Source organism: Streptomyces sp. NEAU-174 (assembly GCF_052665095.1).
The window spans coordinates 1-22,021 of the sequence record NZ_JBQTCE010000001.1; the positions used below are offsets into that span (position 1 = coordinate 1).

General features: G+C 71.6%; 18 protein-coding genes. 13 read left to right on the plus strand and 5 right to left on the minus strand.

Features of this window, described 5'->3' with window-relative positions; genetic code table 11:
• Nucleotides 1-1,743 (plus strand): acetyl/propionyl/methylcrotonyl-CoA carboxylase subunit alpha (locus tag ACT2CW_RS00005; RefSeq protein WP_445515064.1); only part of this gene is annotated, 1,743 nt, incomplete at its 5' end.
• Between the two features lie 138 nt (nt 1,744-1,881).
• On the opposite strand, the gene ACT2CW_RS00010 is transcribed toward ACT2CW_RS00005, so the two are convergent.
• Nucleotides 1,882-3,060 carry an alpha/beta hydrolase gene (locus ACT2CW_RS00010; protein WP_445515065.1) on the minus strand — a complete coding sequence of 393 codons (1,179 nt, stop codon included), beginning with the start codon at nt 3,058-3,060 and terminating at the stop codon, nt 1,882-1,884.
• Nucleotides 3,061-3,207: 147 nt separating this feature from the next.
• Here ACT2CW_RS00010 and ACT2CW_RS00015 point away from each other — a divergent pair, with 147 nt between their 5' ends.
• Nucleotides 3,208-3,801, plus strand: a complete 594-nt coding sequence (locus tag ACT2CW_RS00015; protein WP_164431110.1) for a TetR/AcrR family transcriptional regulator — start codon at nt 3,208-3,210, stop codon at nt 3,799-3,801.
• A 278-nt stretch (nt 3,802-4,079) separates the two neighbouring features.
• On the opposite strand, the gene ACT2CW_RS00020 is transcribed toward ACT2CW_RS00015, so the two are convergent.
• Both ACT2CW_RS00020 and ACT2CW_RS00025 read right to left on the minus strand, forming a co-directional pair.
• Nucleotides 4,080-5,060 carry a DeoR/GlpR family DNA-binding transcription regulator gene (locus ACT2CW_RS00020; protein WP_445515066.1) on the minus strand — a complete coding sequence of 327 codons (981 nt, stop codon included), beginning with the start codon at nt 5,058-5,060 and terminating at the stop codon, nt 4,080-4,082.
• Nucleotides 5,061-5,197: 137 nt separating this feature from the next.
• Entirely contained in the window at nt 5,198-6,646 is a 1,449-nt protein-coding gene (locus tag ACT2CW_RS00025; protein WP_164431113.1) for an NAD(P)H-quinone dehydrogenase, read from the minus strand.
• Between the two features lie 136 nt (nt 6,647-6,782).
• Here ACT2CW_RS00025 and ACT2CW_RS00030 point away from each other — a divergent pair, with 136 nt between their 5' ends.
• From ACT2CW_RS00030 to ACT2CW_RS00040, 3 genes are all read left to right on the plus strand, one after another.
• Entirely contained in the window at nt 6,783-7,220 is a 438-nt protein-coding gene (locus ACT2CW_RS00030) for a gamma-glutamylcyclotransferase (RefSeq protein ID WP_020870716.1), read from the plus strand.
• 174 nt (nt 7,221-7,394) lie between these two features.
• Nucleotides 7,395-8,222: a purine-nucleoside phosphorylase gene (locus tag ACT2CW_RS00035; protein ID WP_372455311.1), complete on the plus strand. Its 828-nt coding sequence runs from the start codon at nt 7,395-7,397 to the stop codon at nt 8,220-8,222.
• A gap of 1,013 nt (nt 8,223-9,235) precedes the next feature.
• Complete coding sequence (locus tag ACT2CW_RS00040; RefSeq protein WP_445515067.1) at nt 9,236-11,008, plus strand: phospho-sugar mutase; 1,773 nt, start codon at nt 9,236-9,238, stop codon at nt 11,006-11,008.
• A 54-nt stretch (nt 11,009-11,062) separates the two neighbouring features.
• On the opposite strand, the gene ACT2CW_RS00045 is transcribed toward ACT2CW_RS00040, so the two are convergent.
• Nucleotides 11,063-11,749, minus strand: a complete 687-nt coding sequence (locus ACT2CW_RS00045; protein ID WP_445515068.1) for a PH domain-containing protein — start codon at nt 11,747-11,749, stop codon at nt 11,063-11,065.
• A gap of 136 nt (nt 11,750-11,885) precedes the next feature.
• Here ACT2CW_RS00045 and deoC point away from each other — a divergent pair, with 136 nt between their 5' ends.
• The 7 genes from deoC to ACT2CW_RS00080 all read left to right on the plus strand — a co-directional run bounded on the left by deoC (nt 11,886) and on the right by ACT2CW_RS00080 (nt 20,137).
• Nucleotides 11,886-12,881 (plus strand): deoxyribose-phosphate aldolase, encoded by a 996-nt coding sequence (gene deoC / locus ACT2CW_RS00050; protein ID WP_445515069.1) that lies wholly within the window; start codon nt 11,886-11,888, stop codon nt 12,879-12,881.
• Nucleotides 12,882-12,887: 6 nt separating this feature from the next.
• Nucleotides 12,888-14,321, plus strand: coding sequence for an aldehyde dehydrogenase family protein (locus ACT2CW_RS00055; RefSeq protein WP_445515070.1), 1,434 nt, complete (start codon nt 12,888-12,890; stop codon nt 14,319-14,321).
• Nucleotides 14,314-15,174 (plus strand): aldehyde dehydrogenase family protein, encoded by an 861-nt coding sequence (locus ACT2CW_RS00060; protein WP_445515071.1) that lies wholly within the window; start codon nt 14,314-14,316, stop codon nt 15,172-15,174. The genes ACT2CW_RS00055 and ACT2CW_RS00060 overlap by 8 nt, the downstream gene beginning before the upstream one ends.
• Nucleotides 15,175-15,945: 771 nt before the next feature.
• Nucleotides 15,946-16,971, plus strand: coding sequence for an amidohydrolase family protein (locus ACT2CW_RS00065; RefSeq protein ID WP_445515072.1), 1,026 nt, complete (start codon nt 15,946-15,948; stop codon nt 16,969-16,971).
• Between the two features lie 64 nt (nt 16,972-17,035).
• Nucleotides 17,036-17,956: an amidohydrolase family protein gene (locus ACT2CW_RS00070; protein ID WP_445515073.1), complete on the plus strand. Its 921-nt coding sequence runs from the start codon at nt 17,036-17,038 to the stop codon at nt 17,954-17,956.
• A gap of 96 nt (nt 17,957-18,052) precedes the next feature.
• Nucleotides 18,053-19,405 (plus strand): MFS transporter, encoded by a 1,353-nt coding sequence (locus tag ACT2CW_RS00075; protein ID WP_445515074.1) that lies wholly within the window; start codon nt 18,053-18,055, stop codon nt 19,403-19,405.
• A 96-nt stretch (nt 19,406-19,501) separates the two neighbouring features.
• Nucleotides 19,502-20,137 carry an ATP-binding protein gene (locus ACT2CW_RS00080; RefSeq protein WP_445515075.1) on the plus strand — a complete coding sequence of 212 codons (636 nt, stop codon included), beginning with the start codon at nt 19,502-19,504 and terminating at the stop codon, nt 20,135-20,137.
• A 208-nt stretch (nt 20,138-20,345) separates the two neighbouring features.
• Here ACT2CW_RS00080 and ACT2CW_RS00085 read toward each other — a convergent pair whose 3' ends face one another.
• Nucleotides 20,346-21,128, minus strand: coding sequence for a SigE family RNA polymerase sigma factor (locus ACT2CW_RS00085; RefSeq protein WP_164431122.1), 783 nt, complete (start codon nt 21,126-21,128; stop codon nt 20,346-20,348).
• A gap of 200 nt (nt 21,129-21,328) precedes the next feature.
• Between ACT2CW_RS00085 and afsQ1 the strand changes: the two genes are divergently transcribed.
• Nucleotides 21,329-22,006, plus strand: coding sequence for a two-component system response regulator AfsQ1 (gene afsQ1, locus ACT2CW_RS00090; protein WP_171072689.1), 678 nt, complete (start codon nt 21,329-21,331; stop codon nt 22,004-22,006).
• Nucleotides 22,007-22,021: the final 15 nt, after the last annotated feature.

The window sequence follows — 22,021 nt, forward strand, 5'->3', positions numbered from 1 at the left end:
AAGGTGCTCATCGCCAACCGTGGCGAGATCGCTGTCCGTGTTGCCCGTGCCTGCCGGGATGCCGGGATCGCGAGCGTAGCCGTATACGCCGATCCGGACCGGGACGCTGTGCATGTGCGCGCGGCCGACGAGGCCTATGCGCTGGGTGGTGACACCCCGGCGGCCAGCTATCTCGACCAGGCCAAGGTCCTGGCCGCGGCCGCCGAGTCCGGCGCCGACGCCGTCCACCCCGGCTACGGATTCCTCTCCGAGAACGCCGACTTCGCCCAGGCCGTCCTGGACGCCGGCCTGACCTGGATCGGCCCCCCGCCGCACGCCATCCGCGACCTGGGCGACAAGGTGGCGGCGAGGCACATCGCCCAGCGCGCGGGTGCCCCGCTGGTCGCCGGGACCCCCGACCCCGTCTCCGGGGCGGAGGAGGTCGTGGCCTTCGCCGAGGAGCACGGTCTCCCGATCGCCATCAAGGCCGCCTTCGGCGGTGGCGGCCGCGGTCTGAAGGTCGCCCGCACGATGGAAGAGGTCCCCGAGCTCTACGACTCCGCCGTCCGCGAGGCCGTGGCCGCCTTCGGACGCGGCGAATGCTTCGTCGAGCGCTACCTCGACAAGCCCCGGCACGTGGAGACCCAGTGCCTGGCCGACACCCACGGCAACGTGGTCGTCGTCTCCACCCGCGACTGCTCCCTCCAGCGCCGCCACCAGAAACTCGTCGAAGAGGCCCCCGCGCCGTTCCTGACGGAAGAGCAGAACGCGGAGCTGTACCGGGCGTCGAAGGCCATCCTCAAGGAGGCCGGGTACGTCGGCGCGGGCACCGTCGAGTTCCTCGTCGGCAACGACGGCACGATCTCCTTCCTGGAGGTCAACACCCGGCTCCAGGTGGAGCACCCGGTCACCGAAGAGGTCACCGGCATCGACCTGGTCCGCGAGATGTTCCGTATCGCGGACGGCGAGGCCATCGGCTACGACGACCCGCAGGTGCGCGGCCACTCCTTCGAGTTCCGGATCAACGGTGAGGACCCGGGCCGGAACTTCCTGCCCGCCCCGGGCACGGTGACCTCCTTCGTGCCGCCCGCCGGGCCCGGTGTCCGGCTGGACGCGGGCGTGGAGTCCGGCAGCGTCATCGGCCCCGCGTGGGACTCGCTGCTGGCCAAGCTGATCGTCACCGGCGCCACGCGGAAGCAGGCCCTCCAGCGGGCGGCCCGCGCCCTGGCCGAGTTCCAGGTCGAAGGCATGGCCACCGCGATCCCGTTCCACCAGGCGGTGGTGAAGGACCCGGCGTTCACCAGCGAGCCGTTCACCATCCACACCCGCTGGATCGAGACCGAGTTCAACAACACCATCGCCCCGTTCACCCCGACCGGCGCGGACGAGGCCGAGGAGCCCACCGCCCGCGAGACGGTCGTGGTCGAGGTCGGCGGCAAGCGGCTCGAGGTCTCGCTGCCCGCCTCCCTGGGCGTGGCCACCGCCCCCGCGGGCGGCTCGAAGAAGCCGAAGCGCAAGGCGGTCAAGAAGTCCGGCTCCGCCGCCTCCGGCGACGCCCTGGCCTCCCCGATGCAGGGCACCATCGTCAAGGTCGCCGTGGGTGAGGGTGACACCGTGGCCGAGGGCGACCTCGTCGTGGTCCTGGAGGCCATGAAGATGGAGCAGCCCATCAACGCCCACCGCGCGGGCACCGTCAAGGGCCTGGCCGCCGAGGTCGGCGCCTCCCTCACCTCGGGCGCGGTCATCTGCGAGATCAAGGACTGACGGAGAGATCGAGGACTGACGGGGAGATCGAGGACTGACGGGCAGGCCGAGGGCTGACCTCCCCACCACAAACCCCATGACGGCGGGCCCCGGCCGGAATCATCCGGCCGGGGCCCGCCGTCGTCGCGTACGGCCCGCTCAGCGGCTGTGCACCACGTCCTGCGGGAAGGTCAGCTGACCGTTCATCCACCGCAGAGCGGTGGGCAGCTCGCGGCGCCAGGTGCGGAAGTTGTGGCTGCCCCGGTCCAGGATGATCGACTGCGCGCTCATCGGCGGCCGGACCGCGGCCAGGAAGTCGCGGGTGGCGCCGTAGTCGGGCTCGCCCCGGCGGCTGGAGGCCACCAGCACCGACACCTGCGGCTGGGGCAGATGGCGCAGCCGCCACAGCACATCGTGCTCCCGCTTCCTGCGCTCGCCCGCCGGGCCCCGGCCGAAGAGGTCACCGGTGGTGGGGTCGTTGACCACGCGGTAGTCGGGCGACAGGGCCGCGGCCGCGCTGTAGACGCGGGGATGACGCAGGGTCAGCTGAAGGGCGCAGGTGCCACCGGACGAATAGCCCAGCACACCCCAGGCGCTGGGGTCATGGCCGATCCGGTAGTGCGCCCGCAGCGCCTCCGGCAGGTCCCGGGCGAAGTAGGTCTCGGCCTGGGGGCCGCCGGGGACGTCCACGCACTCGGTGTCGCGGGGCGGGGCGATGGTGGGCCGCACCATCACGATGACCGCCGGCTGAAGCGCCCCGGTGCGGATCAGCCCGCCCGCGGTCTGCGGCAGCCGCAGATGCTGGGCGAGCAGGAAGGATCCGCCGGGATAGCCGCTGATCGCCACGATCACGGGGAAGCGCTGCCGGGCGTACTGGCGCTGGAAGTACTGCGGCGGCAGATAGACATACGCCGGGTTGGCCACCTGGCTGCGGCGGCCCAGGATCCGCACCGACTCGACCTTGCCCGCCTCGGCGGGCGGCCCGCTCGGCAGTCCGTGCACCGTGTTCAGCCCCTGCGGCGGGGCGGGCCGCACCAGACCGCCCGACTCCCCGACCGGCCCCGCGGCGCCGCCCTGCACATGGGACAGGGCCGCCGGTGCCGCATCGTCCTCGCCCAGCAGTTCGCCCCAGGACCCGTAGAACTGGAAGGTGCTGTTCACCGCGAGGGCCAGGGCGGCCACGATCGCGCACTGGGTCACGGCGAGGGCGGCCAGCCGCCCCGCCCAGGCCCGTACGCCCCGGCCCGCGAAGCGCGGCCACAGCCAGAGCGTCAGCCCCGCGCACACCACGGCGAGGGCGATCATCACATACTCGAGTGATCGACTGGTCAGTCCCATTGTTCTTCCACTCCGGCGCACCGCAACGCACGGTGCCGTCGCCCTGTTTGATGCCGCCTCCGGCACCCGCGTTGCCTGGCCAGGGCGTGCCTCCGGTCACGAAATGGCATGCTTGACTCACGGGCAGGCACGGCAGGGAGGACCGCGATGGCGATCGAGACAGCCACGGCGCAGACGCCACCGCGCCCCATGCGCGCCGACGCGCGCCGCAACTACGAGCGGCTGCTGGCCGAGGCGCGCACGGCCTTCACCCAGCACGGTACCGACGCTTCGCTGGAGGACATCGCACGCCGCGCGGGCGTCGGCATCGGCACGCTCTATCGCCACTTCCCCAACCGCACCGCGCTGATGGGCGCGGTCTTCCAGGGCGAGATATGCGCCCTGCTGGAGCGGTCGCGGGAGCTGGCCCAGGCGCCGCGGCCGTGTCAGGCGATGATCGACTGGCTGCGCGCGATCGTGGACCACGCGAGCACGTACCGCGGCCTGTCCCAGGCCCTGATGGCGTGCTCGAGCGACGAGACCTCGGAGCTGTCCCGCGGCTGCGGTCTGCCGCTGCGCGAGGCGGGCAGCGAACTGCTCGCCCGCGCCCAGCAGAGCGGTGCCGTACGGTCCGATGTGGTCATCGCCGATCTGATGCAGCTCACGAACGCGATCGCACTGGCCGTGGAGCAGTCGCCGGACGACCCGGAGTTGGCCGACCGACTGCTGGCACTGGCCTTCACGGGCCTCAAGGCCCGCTAACCCCCATCGGCGACGACTCGCTACGGGGGCTACCGGGTGCCCGGCGAACCACACGCCGGAACCGCACGCCTTCCCCTCCCCGCCCCGTCCCGCGGCACGGCTATGCGCCTCCGCCACGCGGCAGGGGCTCCGCCCCTGGACCCAGGGGCCTGGGACGAAGCCCCACCTTCCAGCCCCTCCGGCGCTTGAGGAGCGGGGTCTGGGGCGGAGCCCCAGTTTCGGGAAGGGGCGGGGAGGGGAGCAGCCCGCCGCAGGCGTCACGACCCGACGGCCAGCCGCTAGCGGCGGCGCGGCGCCAGATCCGCCACCCGCCCCGGCTGCTCCGCCAACGGCACCGCCGTACGCAGCTGGGCGGAACCGGGCCCACCCTGCGCATGGGGGTGGTTCCGGCGCGGCCCCGGCAGCGGCAGCCCCTCCTCGCCGCCACCACGGCCCTGGGACGGGCCAAGCCGCCCCGACTGCCGCCCCGCCGAACCGCCGCCCTCCCCACTCCCGGCCGGGCCGGACCCCGCGCCCGGCCCGGCCACGGCGATCTGAACCCCCTGGTCCGCGAGGGCCTGGAGCTCGGTCAGGGCACGGTCGTCATGGGCGGGCGGCTCATCGGTCACCAGCCGGGTGATCACATCGGTGGGCACCGTCTGGAACATGGTGTCGGAGCCCAGCTTCGTATGGTCGGCGAGCACGACCACCTCCGCCGCAGCCTGGACCAGCGCCCGGTCGACGCTGGCCGAGAGCATGTTGGAGGTGGACAGGCCGCGCTCGGCGGTCAGCCCGCTGCCGGACAGGAAGGCGCGCGAGACCCGCAGCCCCTGGAGGGACTGCTCGGCGCCGCTGCCGACCAGGGCGTAGTTGGAGCCGCGCAGGGTGCCGCCGGTCATCACGACCTCGACCCGGTTGGCATGCGCCAACGCCTGCGCGACCAGCAGGGAATTGGTGACCACGGTCAGCCCCGGAACCCGCGCGAGCCGGCGGGCCAGCTCCTGGGTGGTGGTTCCGGCGCCGACGACGACGGCCTCGCCCTCCTCGACGAAACCGGCCGCGAGATCGGCGATGGCCGTCTTCTCCGCGGTCGCTAGATGGGATTTCTGCGGGAAGCCGGACTCCCTGGTGAATCCGCCCGGCAGCACCGCACCGCCGTGCCGACGGTCGAGCAGTCCTTCTGCCTCCAGTGCCCGCACATCACGCCGGACGGTCACTTCGGAGGTCTGGACGACGCGGGCGAGCTCCCGGAGCGACACCGCTCCGTTCGCACGCACCATTTCAAGGATCAATTGGCGACGTTCTGCAGCGAACACGAAACTGACAGTAACGCCAACGACCGTCTGTTTTCAGCAGCTTGCACCAATTAGCAGAAGTTGGACATCCATGAAGACGCCAAGTGCTATAAGGACCGAGTCTATGACCCTTCCTGAGTCTTCCGGGTGTGCAACTGCCGGGCCACCTCGGCGATCGAACCGGACAGCGAGGGGTAGACCGTGAAGGCTTTGGCGATCTGCTCCACCGTCAGATTGTTGTCCACCGCCAGCGAGATGGGGTGGATCAGCTCGCTCGCCCGCGGCGCGACCACCACACCGCCGACCACGATACCGGTGCCCGGACGGCAGAAGATCTTCACGAAGCCGTCCCGGATGCCCTGCATCTTCGCCCGCGGATTGCGCAGCAGCGGCAGCTTCACCACCCGGGCGTCGATCTTCCCGCCGTCCACGTCCGCCTGCGAGTAGCCGACCGTGGCGATCTCGGGGTCGGTGAAGACGTTCGCCGAGACCGTCTTCAGGTTCAGCGGGGTCACCGCGTCCCCGAGGAAGTGGTACATCGCGATCCGGCCCTGCATCGCCGCCACCGACGCCAGCGCCAGCACGCCGGTGCAGTCACCGGCCGCGTAGATCCCCGGCGCGCTCGTCCGGGACACCTTGTCGGTCAGGATGTGCCCCGACTCCGCGAGCTTGACCCCGGCCTCCTCCAGGCCGATGTCCGCCGTGTTCGGGATCGAGCCGACCGCCATCAGACAGTGGGTGCCCGAGATGACCCGCCCGTCCGAGAGCGTGACCTCCACCCGGTCCCCGACCCGCTTGGCGGCCTGCGCCCGCGATCGGGACATCACGTTCATCCCCCGGCGCCGGAAGACGTCCTCCAGCACCGCGGCCGCGTCCGGGTCCTCGCCCGGCAGCACCCGGTCCCGGCTGGAGACCAGCGTGACCTTCGACCCCAGCGCCTGATAGGCACCCGCGAACTCCGCACCCGTGACACCGGAGCCGACCACGATCAGCTCCTGCGGGAGCTCGTCCAGGTCGTACACCTGCGTCCAGTTCAGGATCCGCTCGCCGTCCGGCTTCGCGTCCGGGATCTCCCTCGGATGGGCGCCCGTCGCCAGCAGCACCGCGTCCGCCACCAGCGTCTGCTCACTGCCGTCCGCGGCCCGTACGATCACCCGCCGCGCGCCGTCCAGCGACTGCTGCGGCTCCACCCGCGCGCGGCCGCGCATGACCCGGCCGCCGGCCCGGGTGACCGAGGCCGTGATGTCGTGCGACTGGGCGAGCGCGAGCCGCTTCACCCGGCGGTTGACCTTGCCCAGATCCACGCCGACCACCCGGGCCGCCTGCTCCAGCGGTGGGGTGTCGTCGGCGACGATGATCCCCAGCTCCTCGTAGGAGGAGTCGAACGTCGTCATCACCTCGGCGGTGGCGATCAACGTCTTCGACGGCACGCAGTCGGTGAGCACCGACGCCCCGCCCAGACCGTCGCAGTCGACGACGGTCACCTCCGCGCCGAGCTGCGCGGCGACCAGCGCCGCCTCATAGCCGCCGGGTCCGCCACCAATGATCACGATCCGAGTCACATGCTCCATTGTCCCGCACCGGTTCGAATGCCTTCAGCCCGGGGGGCTTCGCGCGGGCGACCGCCGTACGAAACCTCTCGCCGAACCTTCCGCCAAAGCTCCCACCCCGGAGGCCGTTCCACCCCACTCCCGTACCCTCAGACCCATGTCGCTCTACGCCGCGTACGCCGGCAACCTCGACGCGCGGCTGATGTCCCGCCGCGCACCACACTCCCCGCTGCGCGGAACGGGCTGGCTGAACGGCTGGCGCCTCACCTTCGGCGGCGAGCAGATGGGCTGGGAGGGCGCCCTCCCCACGATCGTGGAGGCCCCGCGCTCCCAGGTCTTCGTCGCCCTCTACGACATCGCGCCCATGGACGAGGACTCCATGGACCGCTGGGAGGGCGTCGGCCTCGACATCTACCGCCGGATGCGGATCCGCGTCCACACGCTGGACGGCGACGAGGCCGCCTGGCTCTACGTCCTCAACGGCTACGAGGGCGGGCTGCCCTCGGCCCGCTACCTGGGCGAGATCGCGGACGCGGCGGAGTCGGCGGGGGCGCCGCACGACTATGTGATGGAGCTGCGGAAGCGTCCCTGCTGAGTCCGGTGTTTCCGGTTGACCCGCTTGGCCCGGTGGGTCCGGGGCAACGTGACCCGGCCGGGTCCTTGGGTGAGTCGACCCTGCTGGAACCGGCCGTGAGCCTTGCGGCAATGCAACGATCCGAACATCTCGGCGGACTCCGTCTACGCGCGTAGGCAGTTACCGGCTACCCTCGTGCGCGTGAACGCATCAGTTTCTTGGGACAACCAGGGCGATCCGCACGCCGCCGCCGACGCCGCCGCCACCCGCCTGCGCGAGCTGACCGGCGCGGAAACCCACGACGTCGCGCTGGTCCTGGGCTCCGGCTGGGTCCCCGCCACCGACGCACTCGGGGCGCCCGAGCACGAGTTCCCCGTCACCGAGCTGCCCGGCTTCCCGCCGCCCGCCGTCGCGGGCCACGCGGGCCGGATCCGGTCGTACCGGATCAACGACAAGCGGGCGCTGGTCTTCCTCGGCCGTACGCACTACTACGAGGGGCGTGGTGTCGCCGCCGTCGCACACGGCGTACGCACCGCCGTGGCCGCGGGCTGCAAGACCATCATCCTCACCAACGGCTGCGGCGGCCTCCGCGAGGGCATGCGCCCCGGCCAGCCGGTACTGATCAGCGACCACATCAACCTCACGGCCACCTCGCCGATCGTGGGCGCCAACTTCGTCGACCTCACCGACCTGTACTCGCCGCGGCTGCGCGCCCTGTGCCAGCAGGTCGACCCGACCCTGGAGGAGGGCGTCTACGCCCAGTTCCCCGGGCCGCACTACGAGACTCCTGCGGAGATCAACATGGCCCGCACGATAGGGGCCGACCTGGTGGGCATGTCCACGACCCTGGAGGCCATCGCGGCGCGCGAGGCGGGCGCGGAGGTGCTCGGGATCTCCCTGGTGACGAACCTGGCGGCCGGTATGACGGGAGAGCCCCTCAACCACGAGGAGGTCCTCCAGGCGGGCCGCGACTCCGCTTCCCGCATGGGCAGCCTGCTGGCCCAGGTCCTGGACCGCCTCTGATCCGCGGAGGCGGCGTCACGGCGCCCTGCGCGGGTACTCACCCCTTGGCTAACTGAACAGCGATGCGCGGGGCGCGGGGCGCGGCGGGGCGTGGCGGGGACGTGGGACGGGCGGACCGGGGACGCGGGACGGGCCGGGGTGCGCGGTCGGTTGTGTGGTGGGTGCCGGGGGCGGGGCCTCCGGGGCGGCGCCCTGGACCGTATATTTACGGCGCCATTGGCCGGGAACTTGCGTGGGCCGGGAATTGGCGCCACAAATACACGTAAGCGTCCAGGACACCACCCCTCCGACCCCACCCCCTCCCGCCGTCCCGCGGCTACCCGCCGGTGGCACAGCCTCCGGTCCGGTTCCGGCCCGCCCGGATCAGCGCCCACCCGCCGGTGGCCCCAAGCCGCTTCTCCGACTCCGGCGGTCGCCGGGGCCAGATCCGGGACGAGTGGGCGCCACCGTCGTCCCCTCCCGCCGTCTCGCGGCTGTCCGCGAGTGGCACGAGCCGCTGGTCCGACTCCGGCTCGCCGGGTGGCAGTCCCACCGCCCCTACCGTCCGACGGTGACTCCCCGCCGCCGAGGCCATCGGTGGCTCGCCCTAGCGGGCACGGTCGCCGATGAGGCTCAGGGCACACCCGGACGGGTTCGGACACGGACCGGGCACGGATGCCGACGAGGTGCGAGGGACGGTGGCGCACCCGGCCCCGGACGGGTCCGGAACCAGCCGGGGATCGTGTCACCGGGGGGGCGGTCGCCGACGCTCGGGAGGGGGCGGGGTCGGAGGGGCGGGGTTCTGGACGCTTACGTGTATTTGTGGCGCCAATTCCCGGCCCACGCAAGTTCCCGGCCAATGGCGCCGTAAATATACGGTCCAGAGCCCCGCCCCGGAGGCCCCGTCCCCGGACCCGACCACGGACCCACCGCGCACCCCAGCAACCACCACCGCACCCGCACCCGCAACCACCACCGCAACCTCGCACCCGCACACCGCACGACCCATACGACCACCCCCCAGGAGGCCCCCCATGGCCACGGAGCCCGATCTCATCGCCCAGGCTCGCGCATGGCTTGCCGAGGATCCCGATCCCGAGACGCGGGATGAGCTCGGGAAACTGCTTCAGGACGATGCCGTCGACGCGATCGCCGAGCGGTTCTCCGGCACGTTGCAGTTCGGTACCGCCGGTCTCCGGGGTGAGCTCGGGGCCGGGCCCATGCGGATGAACCGCGCCGTCGTCATCCGGGCCGCCGCCGGGCTCGCCGCGTATTTGCGCACGCATTACGACCAGGACGGTCCGCACGGGCGAGGTCTCGTCGTCGTCGGGTACGACGCCCGCTACAAGAGTGCCGAGTTCGCCCGCGACACCGCCGCCGTCATGACCGGCGCGGGCTTCCGGGCCGCCGTACTGCCCCGCCCCCTGCCCACGCCCGTCCTCGCCTTCGCCATCCGCCACCTCGGCGCGATCGCCGGAGTCGAGGTCACCGCGAGCCACAACCCGCCGCGCGACAACGGCTACAAGGTCTACCTCGGCGACGGCTCCCAGATCGTGCCGCCCGCCGACGCCGAGATCGCGGCCGAGATCGCGGCGATCCGCAGCCTGGACGATGTGCCCAGGCCCGAGACCGGCTGGGAGACGCTGGGCGACGACGTCCTGGAGGCGTACCTCGCGCGGACCGACGCCGTTCTCACCGCGGGTTCGCCCCGGAACGCCCGCGTCGTCTACACCCCGCTGCACGGCGTCGGCCGGGAGACCCTCACCGCGGCGTTCGCCCGCGCCGGGTTCCCCGAGCCCGCGGTCGTGCCCGAGCAGGCCGAGCCCGATCCGGCGTTCCCGACCGTCGCGTTCCCCAACCCGGAGGAGCCGGGGGCGATGGACCTGGCCTTCGCGACGGCCCGCAGGGTCGCGCCGGACATCATCATCGCCAATGACCCGGACGCCGATCGCTGCGCCGTCGCCGTGCCCACGATCACGAACCCCACGGCGCCCACGGACGCCGCGAGCTGGCGGATGCTGCGCGGGGACGAGGTCGGCGCGCTGCTCGCCACCCATCTCGTCCACAAGCGCGCCCGCGGCGCGTTCGCGACCACGATCGTCTCCTCGTCGCTCCTGTCCCGGATCGCGGAGGACGCGGGGCTGCCGTACGCCGAGACGCTGACCGGCTTCAAGTGGCTGGCCCGGGTGGACGGGCTGCGCTACGCGTACGAGGAGGCGCTCGGCTACTGCGTGGATCCGGAGGGCGTACGCGACAAGGACGGCATCACGGCCGCGCTGCTCGTGGCCGAGCTGACGTCCGAGCTCAAGGAGCAGGGCCGAACCCTCGCCGATCTGCTGGACGACATCGCGGTGGCCCACGGGCTGCACGCCACCGACCAGCTGTCCGTCCGGGTCACCGACCTCTCCGTGATCGGCACCGCGATGAAGCGGCTGCGCGAACAGCCGCCCACCGAGCTCGCGGGGCTCGCCGTGACCTCGGCGGAGGACCTGACGCGGGGCACGGACACCCTGCCCCCGACGGACGGCCTGCGCTATCAGCTCGCCGGGAAGGGGAACGTCCGCGGCGCCCGCGTGGTCGTCCGGCCCAGCGGCACCGAGCCGAAGCTGAAGTGCTACCTGGAGGTGGTCGTCGACGTCCCCGCCGCCGACTCCCTCACCCCGGCCCGCGCCACGGCGGACACCGTGCTGGCCGCGCTGAAGACGGACCTTTCGGTGGCGGCGGGAATCCAGCCCCCGGAAGCCGCGGACGCGGGCGCGGGCGGATCGGCCGCCGAGCCCGTCGCCGTCGCCCACGGCGATCGGTGACGGCGCCGGAGCGGGCTCAGATCCGGCTGAGGTAGCTGAACCGCCGGCCCGCTCTCAGCCGATCGCCAGCATGACACCCAACAGCACCGCGCCCGCCAGCGTCGGAGCGATGACCTCGAACGCCCAGCGCACCTCCGGCGCCCCCTGGGCGCCCCCGCGCTGGGCGTTGAGCTCGGCCATCTCGCGCAGGTCGCCGATGGCCGCGTCGGAGGGGGCCCGGCGGTCCTCGTCGGGCTTGTTCGCCGCGACATGGGCGGAGGTATTGCCGAAGGGGTCCTCGGAGGCCGCCCTGGCCTGCTGCCGGGCGGACCGCTTGCGCTGGCGCAGCGAGACCGGGATCGCCCACAGCTGGTAGGTGGCCCCGCCCGCGAGCACCTCGCTGGTGTACCCGGCGCGCAGCCCCTCGACCGAGGCCCAGGGCAGCGTGATCGTACGGAACGGGTTGCGGACGAGCAGCCGGTCCTGGCCCGCGTACACCGCCGGGCGCACCGTGAAGGCGATCACCACCGGCACCGCGAAGAGCAGCCCGGCCAGCGCCAGCCACGGCGTCCGGCCCTCGCCCCGGATCATCGCGTCGATGCCCAGCCAGCCGCTGAGCCCGAGCAGCAGCACTCCGCCCGCGATACCGCTCGGGGAGCGGTAGATCCGGTCCGAGAAGGTCTCGGTCTCGGCATCGGAGGAGGCGGAGGAGGAAGCGGAGCTGGAGGCAGCGGGGTTGGAGTCGTCGTCCGGGCTCGTCATGCGCCCGATTGTGCACCACACTCGGGGGACGGGGGCGCCCAGGGGAGACCCGGGGTCGCCCGCCCTCGGCCGCCGGTCGATTCCGGGCCCGGGGGTGACATCCGACTACGCGCGTAGATATGCTCATCTGGTGACCATGCCCACCACAGTTCCCGCATACGGCAAAGAGGCCGCGGAGCGACTCGCGTCAATGGCGGACGTGACCGCCAGTGACGGCGCACTGCGCCGCTTCCTGCACGGCCTGCCGGGCGTCGACGCGGTCGGCCTACAGGCCCGTGCCGCGGCCCTCGGCACCCGCTCGATCAAGACCACGGCGAAGGCGTACGCCATCGACCTGGCGATCTCGATGATCGACCTGACGACCCTCGAGGGTGCCGACACCCCGGGCAAGGTCCGGGCGCTCTGCGCCAAGGGGATCCACCCCGACCCCACCGACCGCACCGCCCCGAAGGTCGCCGCGATCTGCGTCTACGGCGACATGGTGGCCACCGCCAAGGAGGCCCTGACCGGCAGCGGAATCCATGTGGCCGCCGTCGCCACCGCCTTCCCCTCCGGCCGGGCCTCGCTGCCGGTCAAGCTGGCGGACACCCGGGACGCGGTCGCCGCCGGGGCGGACGAGATCGACATGGTGATCGACCGCGGCGCCTTCCTCTCCGGCCGCTACCTCGAGGTGTTCGAGGAGATCCGGCAGGTGAAGGAGGCGTGCGCCCGCGAGGACGGCACCGCGGCCCACCTCAAGGTCATCTTCGAGACCGGTGAGCTCCAGACGTACGACAACGTCCGCCGCGCCTCCTGGCTGGCGATGCTCGCGGGCGCGGACTTCATCAAGACCTCCACCGGCAAGGTGGCCGTCAACGCGACGCCGCCCGTCACCCTCGTCCTGCTGGAGGCGGTCCGCGACTTCCGCGCCACCACCGGCGTACAGGTGGGCGTGAAACCCGCGGGCGGCATCCGCACCTCCAAGGACGCGATCAAGTACCTGGTGATGGTCAACGAGACGCTGGGCGACGAGTGGCTTTCCCCGGAGTGGTTCCGCTTCGGGGCCTCCAGCCTGCTGGGCGATCTGCTCATGCAGCGCCAGAAGCTGAGCACCGGCCGGTACTCCGGTCCCGACTACGTGACGGTGGACTGATACGCCATGCCAGTTTTCGAGTACGCACCCGCGCCCGAGTCCCGCGCGGTCGTCGACATCGCCCCGTCCTACGGCATGTTCATCGACGGGGAGTTCGCCGAGGCGGGCGACGGCAAGGTCTTCAAGACCCTGTCCCCCTCCTCCGAGGAGGTCCTCTCCGAGGTCGCCCAGGCGGGCGTCGAGGACGTGGACCGTGCCGTCAAGGCCGCCCGTAAGGCGTTCGAGACCTGGTCCGCGCTCCCCGGCTCCGAGCGCGCCAAGTACCTCTTCCGCATCGCGCGGATCGTCCAGGAGCGCTCCCGCGAGCTGGCCGTCCTGGAGTCGCTGGACAACGGCAAGCCGATCCGTGAGTCGCGCGACGCCGATCTGCCCCTGGTCGCGGCCCACTTCTTCTACTACGCGGGCTGGGCCGACAAGCTGGCGTACGCGGGCTACGGGCCGGATCCGAAGCCCCTGGGCGTCGCCGGCCAGATCATCCCCTGGAACTTCCCCCTCCTGATGCTGGCCTGGAAGATCGCCCCGGCGCTGGCCTGCGGCAACACGGTGGTGTTGAAGCCCGCCGAGACGACCCCGCTGAGCGCCCTGTTCTTCGCGGACATCTGCCGTCAGGCGGGGCTGCCCAAGGGCGTGGTGAACATCGTCACCGGCGACGGCTCGACCGGCGCCGAGCTGGTCGCCCACCCCGGCATCGACAAGGTGGCCTTCACCGGCTCGACCGAGGTCGGCAAGGCCATCGCCCGTACGGTGGCCGGTACGAGGAAGAAGGTCACCCTCGAACTCGGGGGCAAGGCCGCGAACATCGTCTTCGACGACGCCCCCATCGACCAGGCGGTCGAGGGCATCGTCGGCGGCATCTTCTTCAACCAGGGCCATGTCTGCTGCGCGGGCTCCCGCCTCCTGGTCCAGGAGTCCGTCCAGGACGAGCTGCTCGACGCGCTCAAGCGCCGGATGAGCACCCTGCGCGTCGGCGATCCGCTGGACAAGAACACCGACATCGGCGCCATCAACTCCGCCGAGCAGCTGGCCCGGATCCGCGCCCTGGCCGACGCGGGCGAGGCCGAGGGCGCCGAGCGCTGGGCCCCGCGGTGCGAACTGCCCAGCTCCGGCTACTGGTTCGCGCCCACCCTCTTCACCGGCGTCACCCAGGCCCACCGGATCGCCCGCGAGGAGATCTTCGGCCCGGTGCTCTCGGTGCTCACCTTCCGCACCCCCGAAGAAGCCGTGGCCAAGGCCAACAACACGCCGTACGGGCTGTCGGCGGGCATCTGGACGGAGAAGGGCTCGCGCATCCTGTGGATGGCGAACAAGCTCCGGGCGGGTGTGGTGTGGTCCAACACCTTCAACAAGTTCGACCCGGCCTCCCCGTTCGGCGGCTACAAGGAGTCCGGATACGGCCGTGAAGGCGGTCGCCACGGCCTGGAGGCATACCTCGATGTCTGAACGACTCTCGGTCCTGAAGACGTACAAGCTGTTCGTGGGCGGCAAGTTCCCACGCTCGGAGAGCGGGCGGGTGTACGAGGTGACCGACGCAAAGGGCACATGGCTGGCCAACGCCCCGCTGGCCTCCCGCAAGGACGCCCGGGACGCGGTCGTCGCCGCGCGCAAGGCGTTCGGCGGCTGGTCGGGTGCCACCGCCTACAACCGGGGCCAGATCCTCTACCGCGTCGCCGAGATGCTGGAGAGCCGCCGCGGCCAGTTCGTCCGCGAGGTCGCCGACGCCGAGGGCCTGTCGAAGTCCAAGGCGGCCCTCCAGGTCGACGCGGCGATCGACCGCTGGGTCTGGTACGCGGGCTGGTCCGACAAGACGGCTCAGATCGCCGGGTCCGCCAACCCCGTGGCCGGGCCGTACTTCAACCTGTCCACCCCCGAACCGACCGGCGTGGTCGCGCTCCTCGCGCCCCAGGACTCGTCGTTCCTGGGCCTGGTGTCGGTGATCGCCCCGGCGATCGTCACCGGGAACACGACGGTGGTCGTCGCCGCCGAGGCCGCCCCCCTGCCCGCCCTCTCCCTGGCCGAGGTCCTGGCCACCTCCGACCTCCCCGGCGGCGTGGTCAACGTCCTGTCCGGCCGCACGGCGGAGCTCGCCGCCCCGCTCGCCGCGCACCAGGACGTCAACGCGATCGACCTCGCGGGCGCGGATGCGGAACTCGCGACCGAGCTGGAAAAGTCCGCCGCGGACAACCTCAAGCGCGTCCTGCGCCCACAACCTGTGGACTGGCCGGCCGACCCCGGCACCGCCCGCCTCCTCACCTTCCTGGAGACAAAAACGGTCTGGCACCCGATGGGCGCCTAACCGCTCCGCTGGAAATGTCGCGATGGGTCGTCGGCCGACTGCGGCGCCGTCGTGGCTGGTCGCGCCCACGCGGCGGAGCCGCACATCGACACAGCCCCGCGCCCCTTCGGGGCGCTGCCCGAACCGTAGCGGACTTCCTCCGACCTGCTTAGCCCCGACCGCCCCGCCCCCGGGCTGCCCGCCGGACGCCCCGCCTACGAGGTGCCCGGCGCCCCCCGAGCGCTCTGCCGCGGCGGGGCCGGCGGACCTTTCCCCTCCCCCGCCCCTTCCCGCAGCGTCGATATGCGGCTCCGCCGCGTGGCAGGGCTCCGCCCCTGACCCTCGGATCTGGGGTGGAGCCCCGGGCACCCCCTACCGCGCTGCCGCGGCGAGACCGGCGGACCCTTCCCCTCCCCGCCCCTCCCCGTAACCAGGGGCTCCGCCCCTGGACCCCGGCGAGTCGACGAACCGACCGCCACCGCGACCAGCCCCCACCGACCAGGGCGCAGACCGCGCCCCCCGCGACCCGACCGGCACCCAGGGCGGAGCCCCAGTTCCGCCCCGCCCCTGGACCCCGGCGGGCCGGCGAACCGGCCGCCGCCGCGGCCAGCCACCACCAGCCGGGGGCTGGGGCGGAGCCCCAGTTGTGGGAAGGGGCGGGGGAGGGGAGCAGCCCGCCGCAGGCGTCACCCCCGCCGCCCTCCTTCACGGGGCATTTTTCGTCGCACATATTGTCAACAATTTCATCGACAGTTAGGTTGCGAGGAACCGCACGCCACGAAGGAACCCCGAATGATCATCGACTGCCACGGCCACTACACCACCGCGCCCCCCGCGCTGAAGGCCTGGCGCACCCAGCAGATCGACGGACTCACCGACCCCGCCCGCACCCCCACCCGCACCGACCTCCGCATCGGCGACGACGAGCTGCGCCGGAGCATCGAGCCGAATCAGCTGCGGCTGATGGACGAGCGCGGCATCGACCTGACGGTCTTCTCGCCCCGGGCGTCCTTCATGGCCCACCACATCGGCGATCTCCACACCTCCTCCGAGTGGGCGGCGCTCTGCAACGAGCTCTGTTTCCGCGTCAGCGCGCTGTACCCGGAGCGCTTCGCCCCCGCCGCGATGCTCCCGCAGTCACCGGGCGTCGATCCGGCCACCTGCGTGCCCGAACTCGTCCGCTGCGTGGAGGAGTACGGGGCCGTCGCGGTCAACCTCAACCCCGACCCCTCGGGCGGCCACTGGACGGCCCCGCCGCTGACGGACCGCTCGTGGTACCCGATCTACGAAAAGCTGGTGGAGTACGACGTTCCGGCGATGGTGCACGTGAGCACCAGCGTGAACCCCGCCTTCCACACCACCGGGGCGCACTACCTCAACGCCGATACGACGGTGTTCATGCAGCTCGTACAGGGCGATCTGTTCGCCGACTTCCCCACCCTGCGGCTGATCATCCCGCATGGCGGCGGCGCCGTTCCGTACCACTGGGGCCGGTTCCGCGGGCTGGCGATGGCGCTCGGCAAGCCGCCCCTGGAGGAGCACGTCCTGGGCAATGTCTTCTTCGACACCTGCGTCTACCACCAGCCCGGTATCGACCTGCTCTTCGACGTCATCCCGGCCCGGAACATCCTCTTCGCCTCGGAGATGATCGGCGCGGTCCGCGACATCGACCCCCGGACCGGCCGGCACTTCGACGACACCCGCCGCTACGCCGAGGCCGCCGGGCTGCCGCCGGACGACCTGACCGGCGTCTTCGAACGCAACGCCCGCACCGTCTACCCGCGTCTGGACGCCCTGCTGACGAAGCAGGGCCGCTGAGATGACGCGCACATCCCCCGCTGACGACCGCAGCCCCGCCACCCACCCGCCCAGAGGAGCCCTCATGAGCACGCTCTCCCCCAAGACCCCGGGCTGGCTGGACTGGCACCCCGCCCCGTCCCGGCCCGCCTTCGCCCTCCCGCCGGGCACCGTCGACACCCACTGCCATGTCTTCGGCCCGCAGGCCGCGTTCCCCTTCGCGCCCGAGCGGAAGTACACGCCCTGCGACGGCGGCAAGGACGACCTCTTCGCCCTCCGCGACCACCTCGGGGTCGCCCGCAATGTGATCGTCCAGGCGACCTGTCACGGCGCGGACAACAGCGCCATGGTCGACGCCGTCCAGGCGTCCGGCGGACGGGCGCGCGGCATCGCGACCGTACGCCCGGATGTCACCGACGCCGAGCTGTGCCGGCTGGACGCGGCGGGGGTGCGCGGGGTGCGCTTCACCTTCCTGAAGCGGCTGGCCGACGCCGCGCCCCAGGACGCGCTGGCCGCCGTCGCCCGGCGGATCGCCCCGCTCGGCTGGCATGTCGTCCTCTACTTCGAAGGCACCGACCTACCCGAGCTGGAACGTTTCTTCAGCTCCCTGCCCACCCCGCTCGTCGTGGACCACATGGGTCGGCCCGATGTGACCGAACCCGTCGGCGGACCGGACTTCACCCGCTTCCTGCGGTTCGCCGAACGCAATGAGGTGTGGGTCAAGGTGACCTGCCCCGAGCGGCTCAGCGTCACCGGGCCCCCGGCCCTGAACGCCGAGCCGCACCCGTACGCCGATGTGGTGCCCTTCGCCCGCCGCGCGATCGAGGAGTTCCCCGACCGGGTGCTGTGGGGCACGGATTGGCCGCACCCCAACCTCACCGCCCATATGCCCGACGACGGGCTGCTGGTCGACTACGTGCCCCAGGTGGCGCTCACCCCCGAGCAGCGGCGGAAGCTGCTGGTCGACAACCCCATGCGGCTCTACTGGCCCGGCGAAGGCGCCTGATCCCGCTTCCCCGCCTCCCCCGGCGCCTCCGACGCCTCCGACGCCTCCGAAACCCCCGCTCCGTCCCCCTCCCCGCCTCTTCGACAAGGGCCGCCCATGCAGCACTCCAATGCGGTGAACCGGCTGGACAGACTCCCCATCTCCCGGTTTCACAAGCTCACCTTGCTGGCCGTCTCGTTCGCCTACTTCTTCGAGTTCGCGGACATCAACACCTTCGCCACCACCGCTCCCCAGCTCATCGACCTCTGGGGCATCACGGTCGACCAGATCGCCTACGTCACCTCGCTGTCATTCGTCGGCATGTTCATCGGCTCCGTGGTCGCGAGCACCCTCGCCGACCGCTGGGGCCGCAAGAAGGCGCTGATCCAGACCACGCTGTGGTTCGGGGTCTGCTCGCTCGCCTCGGCCTTCTCCTGGGACGTCGTCTCGCTGGGCGTCTTCCGGGTGCTGACCTCGGCGGGGCTGTCCGCGATGACCGTCGTGGCGGTGATCTACGTCAACGAGCTGTACCCGTCCGCCGTACGCGGCAAGTTCCAGGCGTACGCCATCGTCATCGGCATCTGCGGTACCCCGGCCACCAACCTCATCGCCAGCGCCGTCGTACCGCTCAGCGACTGGTCCTGGCGGCTGGTCTATCTGTGGGGCTCGCTCGGCCTCCTCTTCGTCCTCTTCACCCGGCACCTCAAGGAGTCCCCCCGCTGGCACGAGAGCCGGGGCGAGTACGACGCGGCGGAGGCGGTACTCGGCCAGATCGAGGCCCGCGTCGCCGCCGAGAAGGGCCCGCTCCCCGAGCCCGCGCCGCCGATCGACGAGACCCGGCCCGCCAAGGCGTCGCCCCGCCTCCTGCTGAAGAAGCGGTACCTCGGTCCGACCGCGCTGCTCACCGTCCTGTGGGTGACCCAGACCATCGGCTTCTTCGGCTACTCGAGCTGGGCGCCGACCCTGCTGGCCAAGGAGGGCTTCAGCGTCGAGAAGTCGGTCTTCTACGTGGCGCTCACCACCGTGGGCGCGCCGCTCGGCTCGTTCCTGGCCTCCCTGGTCACCGACCGGTTCGAACGCAAATGGTGCCTGGTGGCCTTCGGCGCGGTGATCTCGCTGTGCGGTCTGCTGTACGGACTGACCTTCAACCCGGCCCTGATCGTGGTCTTCGGTTTCCTGGTGAACCTCTTCGAACGCGGCTACACGGCCCTGGGGTACGCCTACTCCCCCGAGCTGTTCGACACCCGGGGCCGCTCACTGGGCACGGGCGTCTCCTACGGACTCGGCCGGCTCTCCAACGCCGCGGGGCCGCTGATCATCGCGGCCCTCTACCACGGCACCGGCTATCAGAGCGTCTTCTACTTCATCGCGGGCACCTGGCTCCTGGGCGCCCTCGTCCTGGCGGTCTTCGGCCCCCGGACCCGCCCGGCCCGTACGGCGGCGGCGGAACGGCCGCGCGCGGTCGTCTGACGGCGGGGCAGGGCCACATGGGTGATTGAGCCGCCGGTTAGGTTGACGGTTACGCGGGGGTCACGCGTGCGAAAGGATGCGTCACACTGGTGTTCCGTGACCAGCCAACCGCCTTCCGCCCGTGTCGTCCTGCTCTCCGGCCCCTCGGGTTCGGGCAAGTCCTCCCTCGCGGCCCGCACCGGGCTGCCCGTGCTCAACCTCGACGACTTCTACAAGGAGAGCGGCGACCCGACGCTCCCCCAACTCCCCGACGGCGGGGGCGCCGACTGGGACTCGCCGCTGTCCTGGGACGCGGACGCGGCCGTCGCGGCCATCGAGGAGCTGTGCCGTACGTCACGAACCACCGTGCCGCTGTACGACATCGCGACCAGCGCCCGGGTCGGCGAGGAGACGCTGGACATCGGGTGGGCGCCGCTGCTCATCGCCGAAGGGATCTTCGCCGCCGACATCGTCGGGCGGTGTGCCGACCTCGGGGTGCTCGCGGACGCGATCTGTCTGCGCGGCCGCCCGTCCACCACGTTCCGGCGCAGGCTGCTGCGCGACCTCCGGGAGGGCCGTAAGCCCGCGCTCTATCTGCTGCGGCGCGGCTGGCGGCTGATGCGCGCGGAGCGCGGGATCGTGGCCCGGCAGACGGCACTGGGCGCGTACGCGTGCGGCAAGGGCGTGGCTCTGGGCCGGATAGCGGCGGCGGGAGAGCGGATCCCCGCCCCCGGCCAGAAGGCGTCCGTATAACCGCATGACCGTATAACCGCAGACCTCATGGCCGGATGACCTCATGGCCGCATGACCGCGTGGCCACGCCGCCAAAAAGGTGCGAGGCCGGACATCCCCCCTCGGCTGTCCGGCCTCGCACCTGTTTCCCCCGTGCTCCCCCGATTTCTCCCTCCCATTTCCCCCGTATCCCCCGATTTTCCCCCGCCTTCGATCGTCCCCGCCGCCGTCAGGCGACCAGTTCGCCGAAGGACTCCTCCTCGTCACGGCCGAAGCTGAGGGTCTCGTCCTCGCGCAGCCGGCGCAGCGAGCGCCAGATGCTGCTCTTGACCGTTCCGACGCTGATGTTCAGGATATCCGCGATCTCCGGATCCGTCCGGCCCTCGTAGTAGCGCAGCACCAGCATCGTGCGCTGCAACTCGGGGAGCCGGGCCAGGGCCTGCCACAGCACGGTGCGCAGCTCGGTGCCGCGCATCGCGTCGTGGTCGCCCACCGTCTCCGGCAGCTCCTCCGTCGGGTACTCGTTGAGCTTGCGCCGACGCCAGGCGCTGATGTGCAGATTAGTCATGGTGCGGCGCAGATAGCCGCCGACCGCCGCCTTGTCACTGATCCGGTCCCAGGCCCGGTAGGTCGAGAACAGCGCGCTCTGGAGCAGGTCCTCGGCCTCGAAGCGGTCACCGGTCAGGTGGTAGGCGGTTGCGTACAGGGAGGCGCGGCGCTCCTGGACATAGGCGGTGAACTCCGCCTCCGACGTGGTGCGCCGCTCCCCCTCTGCCTCCCCGTACGAGCCTCCCCCGTGGCCCCCCGGTCCCCCGTTGTCCCCCCCGAGGCCGGTGCCGGCCTCCTTGTCCCCCGTGATCGCGTCAATGGCCACCATGTAAGGAGGCCGCTGACGCCCGGCGCCGCGAGCGCACCCCCGCCCGCTCACGGCACCGGACTTCTCATTGCCCCGCCCGGCGTCGTGGAGGCGCGTGCGAACTGCGCTGGTGGTGGAGAAGTGCAGTGTGCTCATTTCGCGCCCCCCGTCGATGGAGCCTGGTCGGTCTGGTTCTGGCTGCCCCGGCCGGTGTCGTTCCGCCCGGTGCACAGAAGACTTTGCCGGGCCAGTTTCATGGGGGTGTCTGTCGACTGTCACAGGCTCGTCACAGGCGATCGGACCGATAAACCCCTGACGGTCGAACTACAGGCCCCTTGTAGGCCAGAATGACCAACGTGCCTTTCCTGTTGCTGATCGAGGACGACGACGCCATCCGCACGGCCCTCGAACTCTCGCTGTCTCGCCAGGGCCACCGTGTGGCGACCGCGGCGACGGGCGAGGACGGCCTGAAACTGCTGCGTGAGCAGCGGCCGGATCTGATCGTGCTCGATGTGATGCTGCCCGGGATCGACGGCTTCGAGGTGTGCCGCCGGATCCGCCGTACCGACCAGTTGCCGATCATCCTGCTGACCGCGCGCAGCGATGACATCGACGTCGTGGTCGGCCTGGAGTCCGGTGCCGACGACTACGTGGTCAAACCCGTCCAGGGCCGGGTGCTGGACGCCCGGATCCGCGCGGTGCTGCGGCGCGGGGAGCGGGAGGCCAACGACTCCGCGGCCTTCGGCAATCTGCTGATCGACCGCGCGGCCATGACGGTCACCAAGAACGGTGAGGATCTCCAGCTCACCCCCACCGAGCTGCGGCTTCTGCTGGAGCTCAGCCGCCGCCCTGGGCAGGCGCTGTCCCGGCAGCAGCTGTTGCGGCTGGTGTGGGAGCACGACTACCTCGGCGACTCGCGGCTGGTCGACGCATGCGTACAGCGGCTGCGCGCGAAGGTGGAGGACGTACCGTCGTCGCCGACGCTGATCCGTACGGTGCGTGGGGTCGGGTACCGGCTGGACACGCCACAGTGAGCAATATGTGCCGCG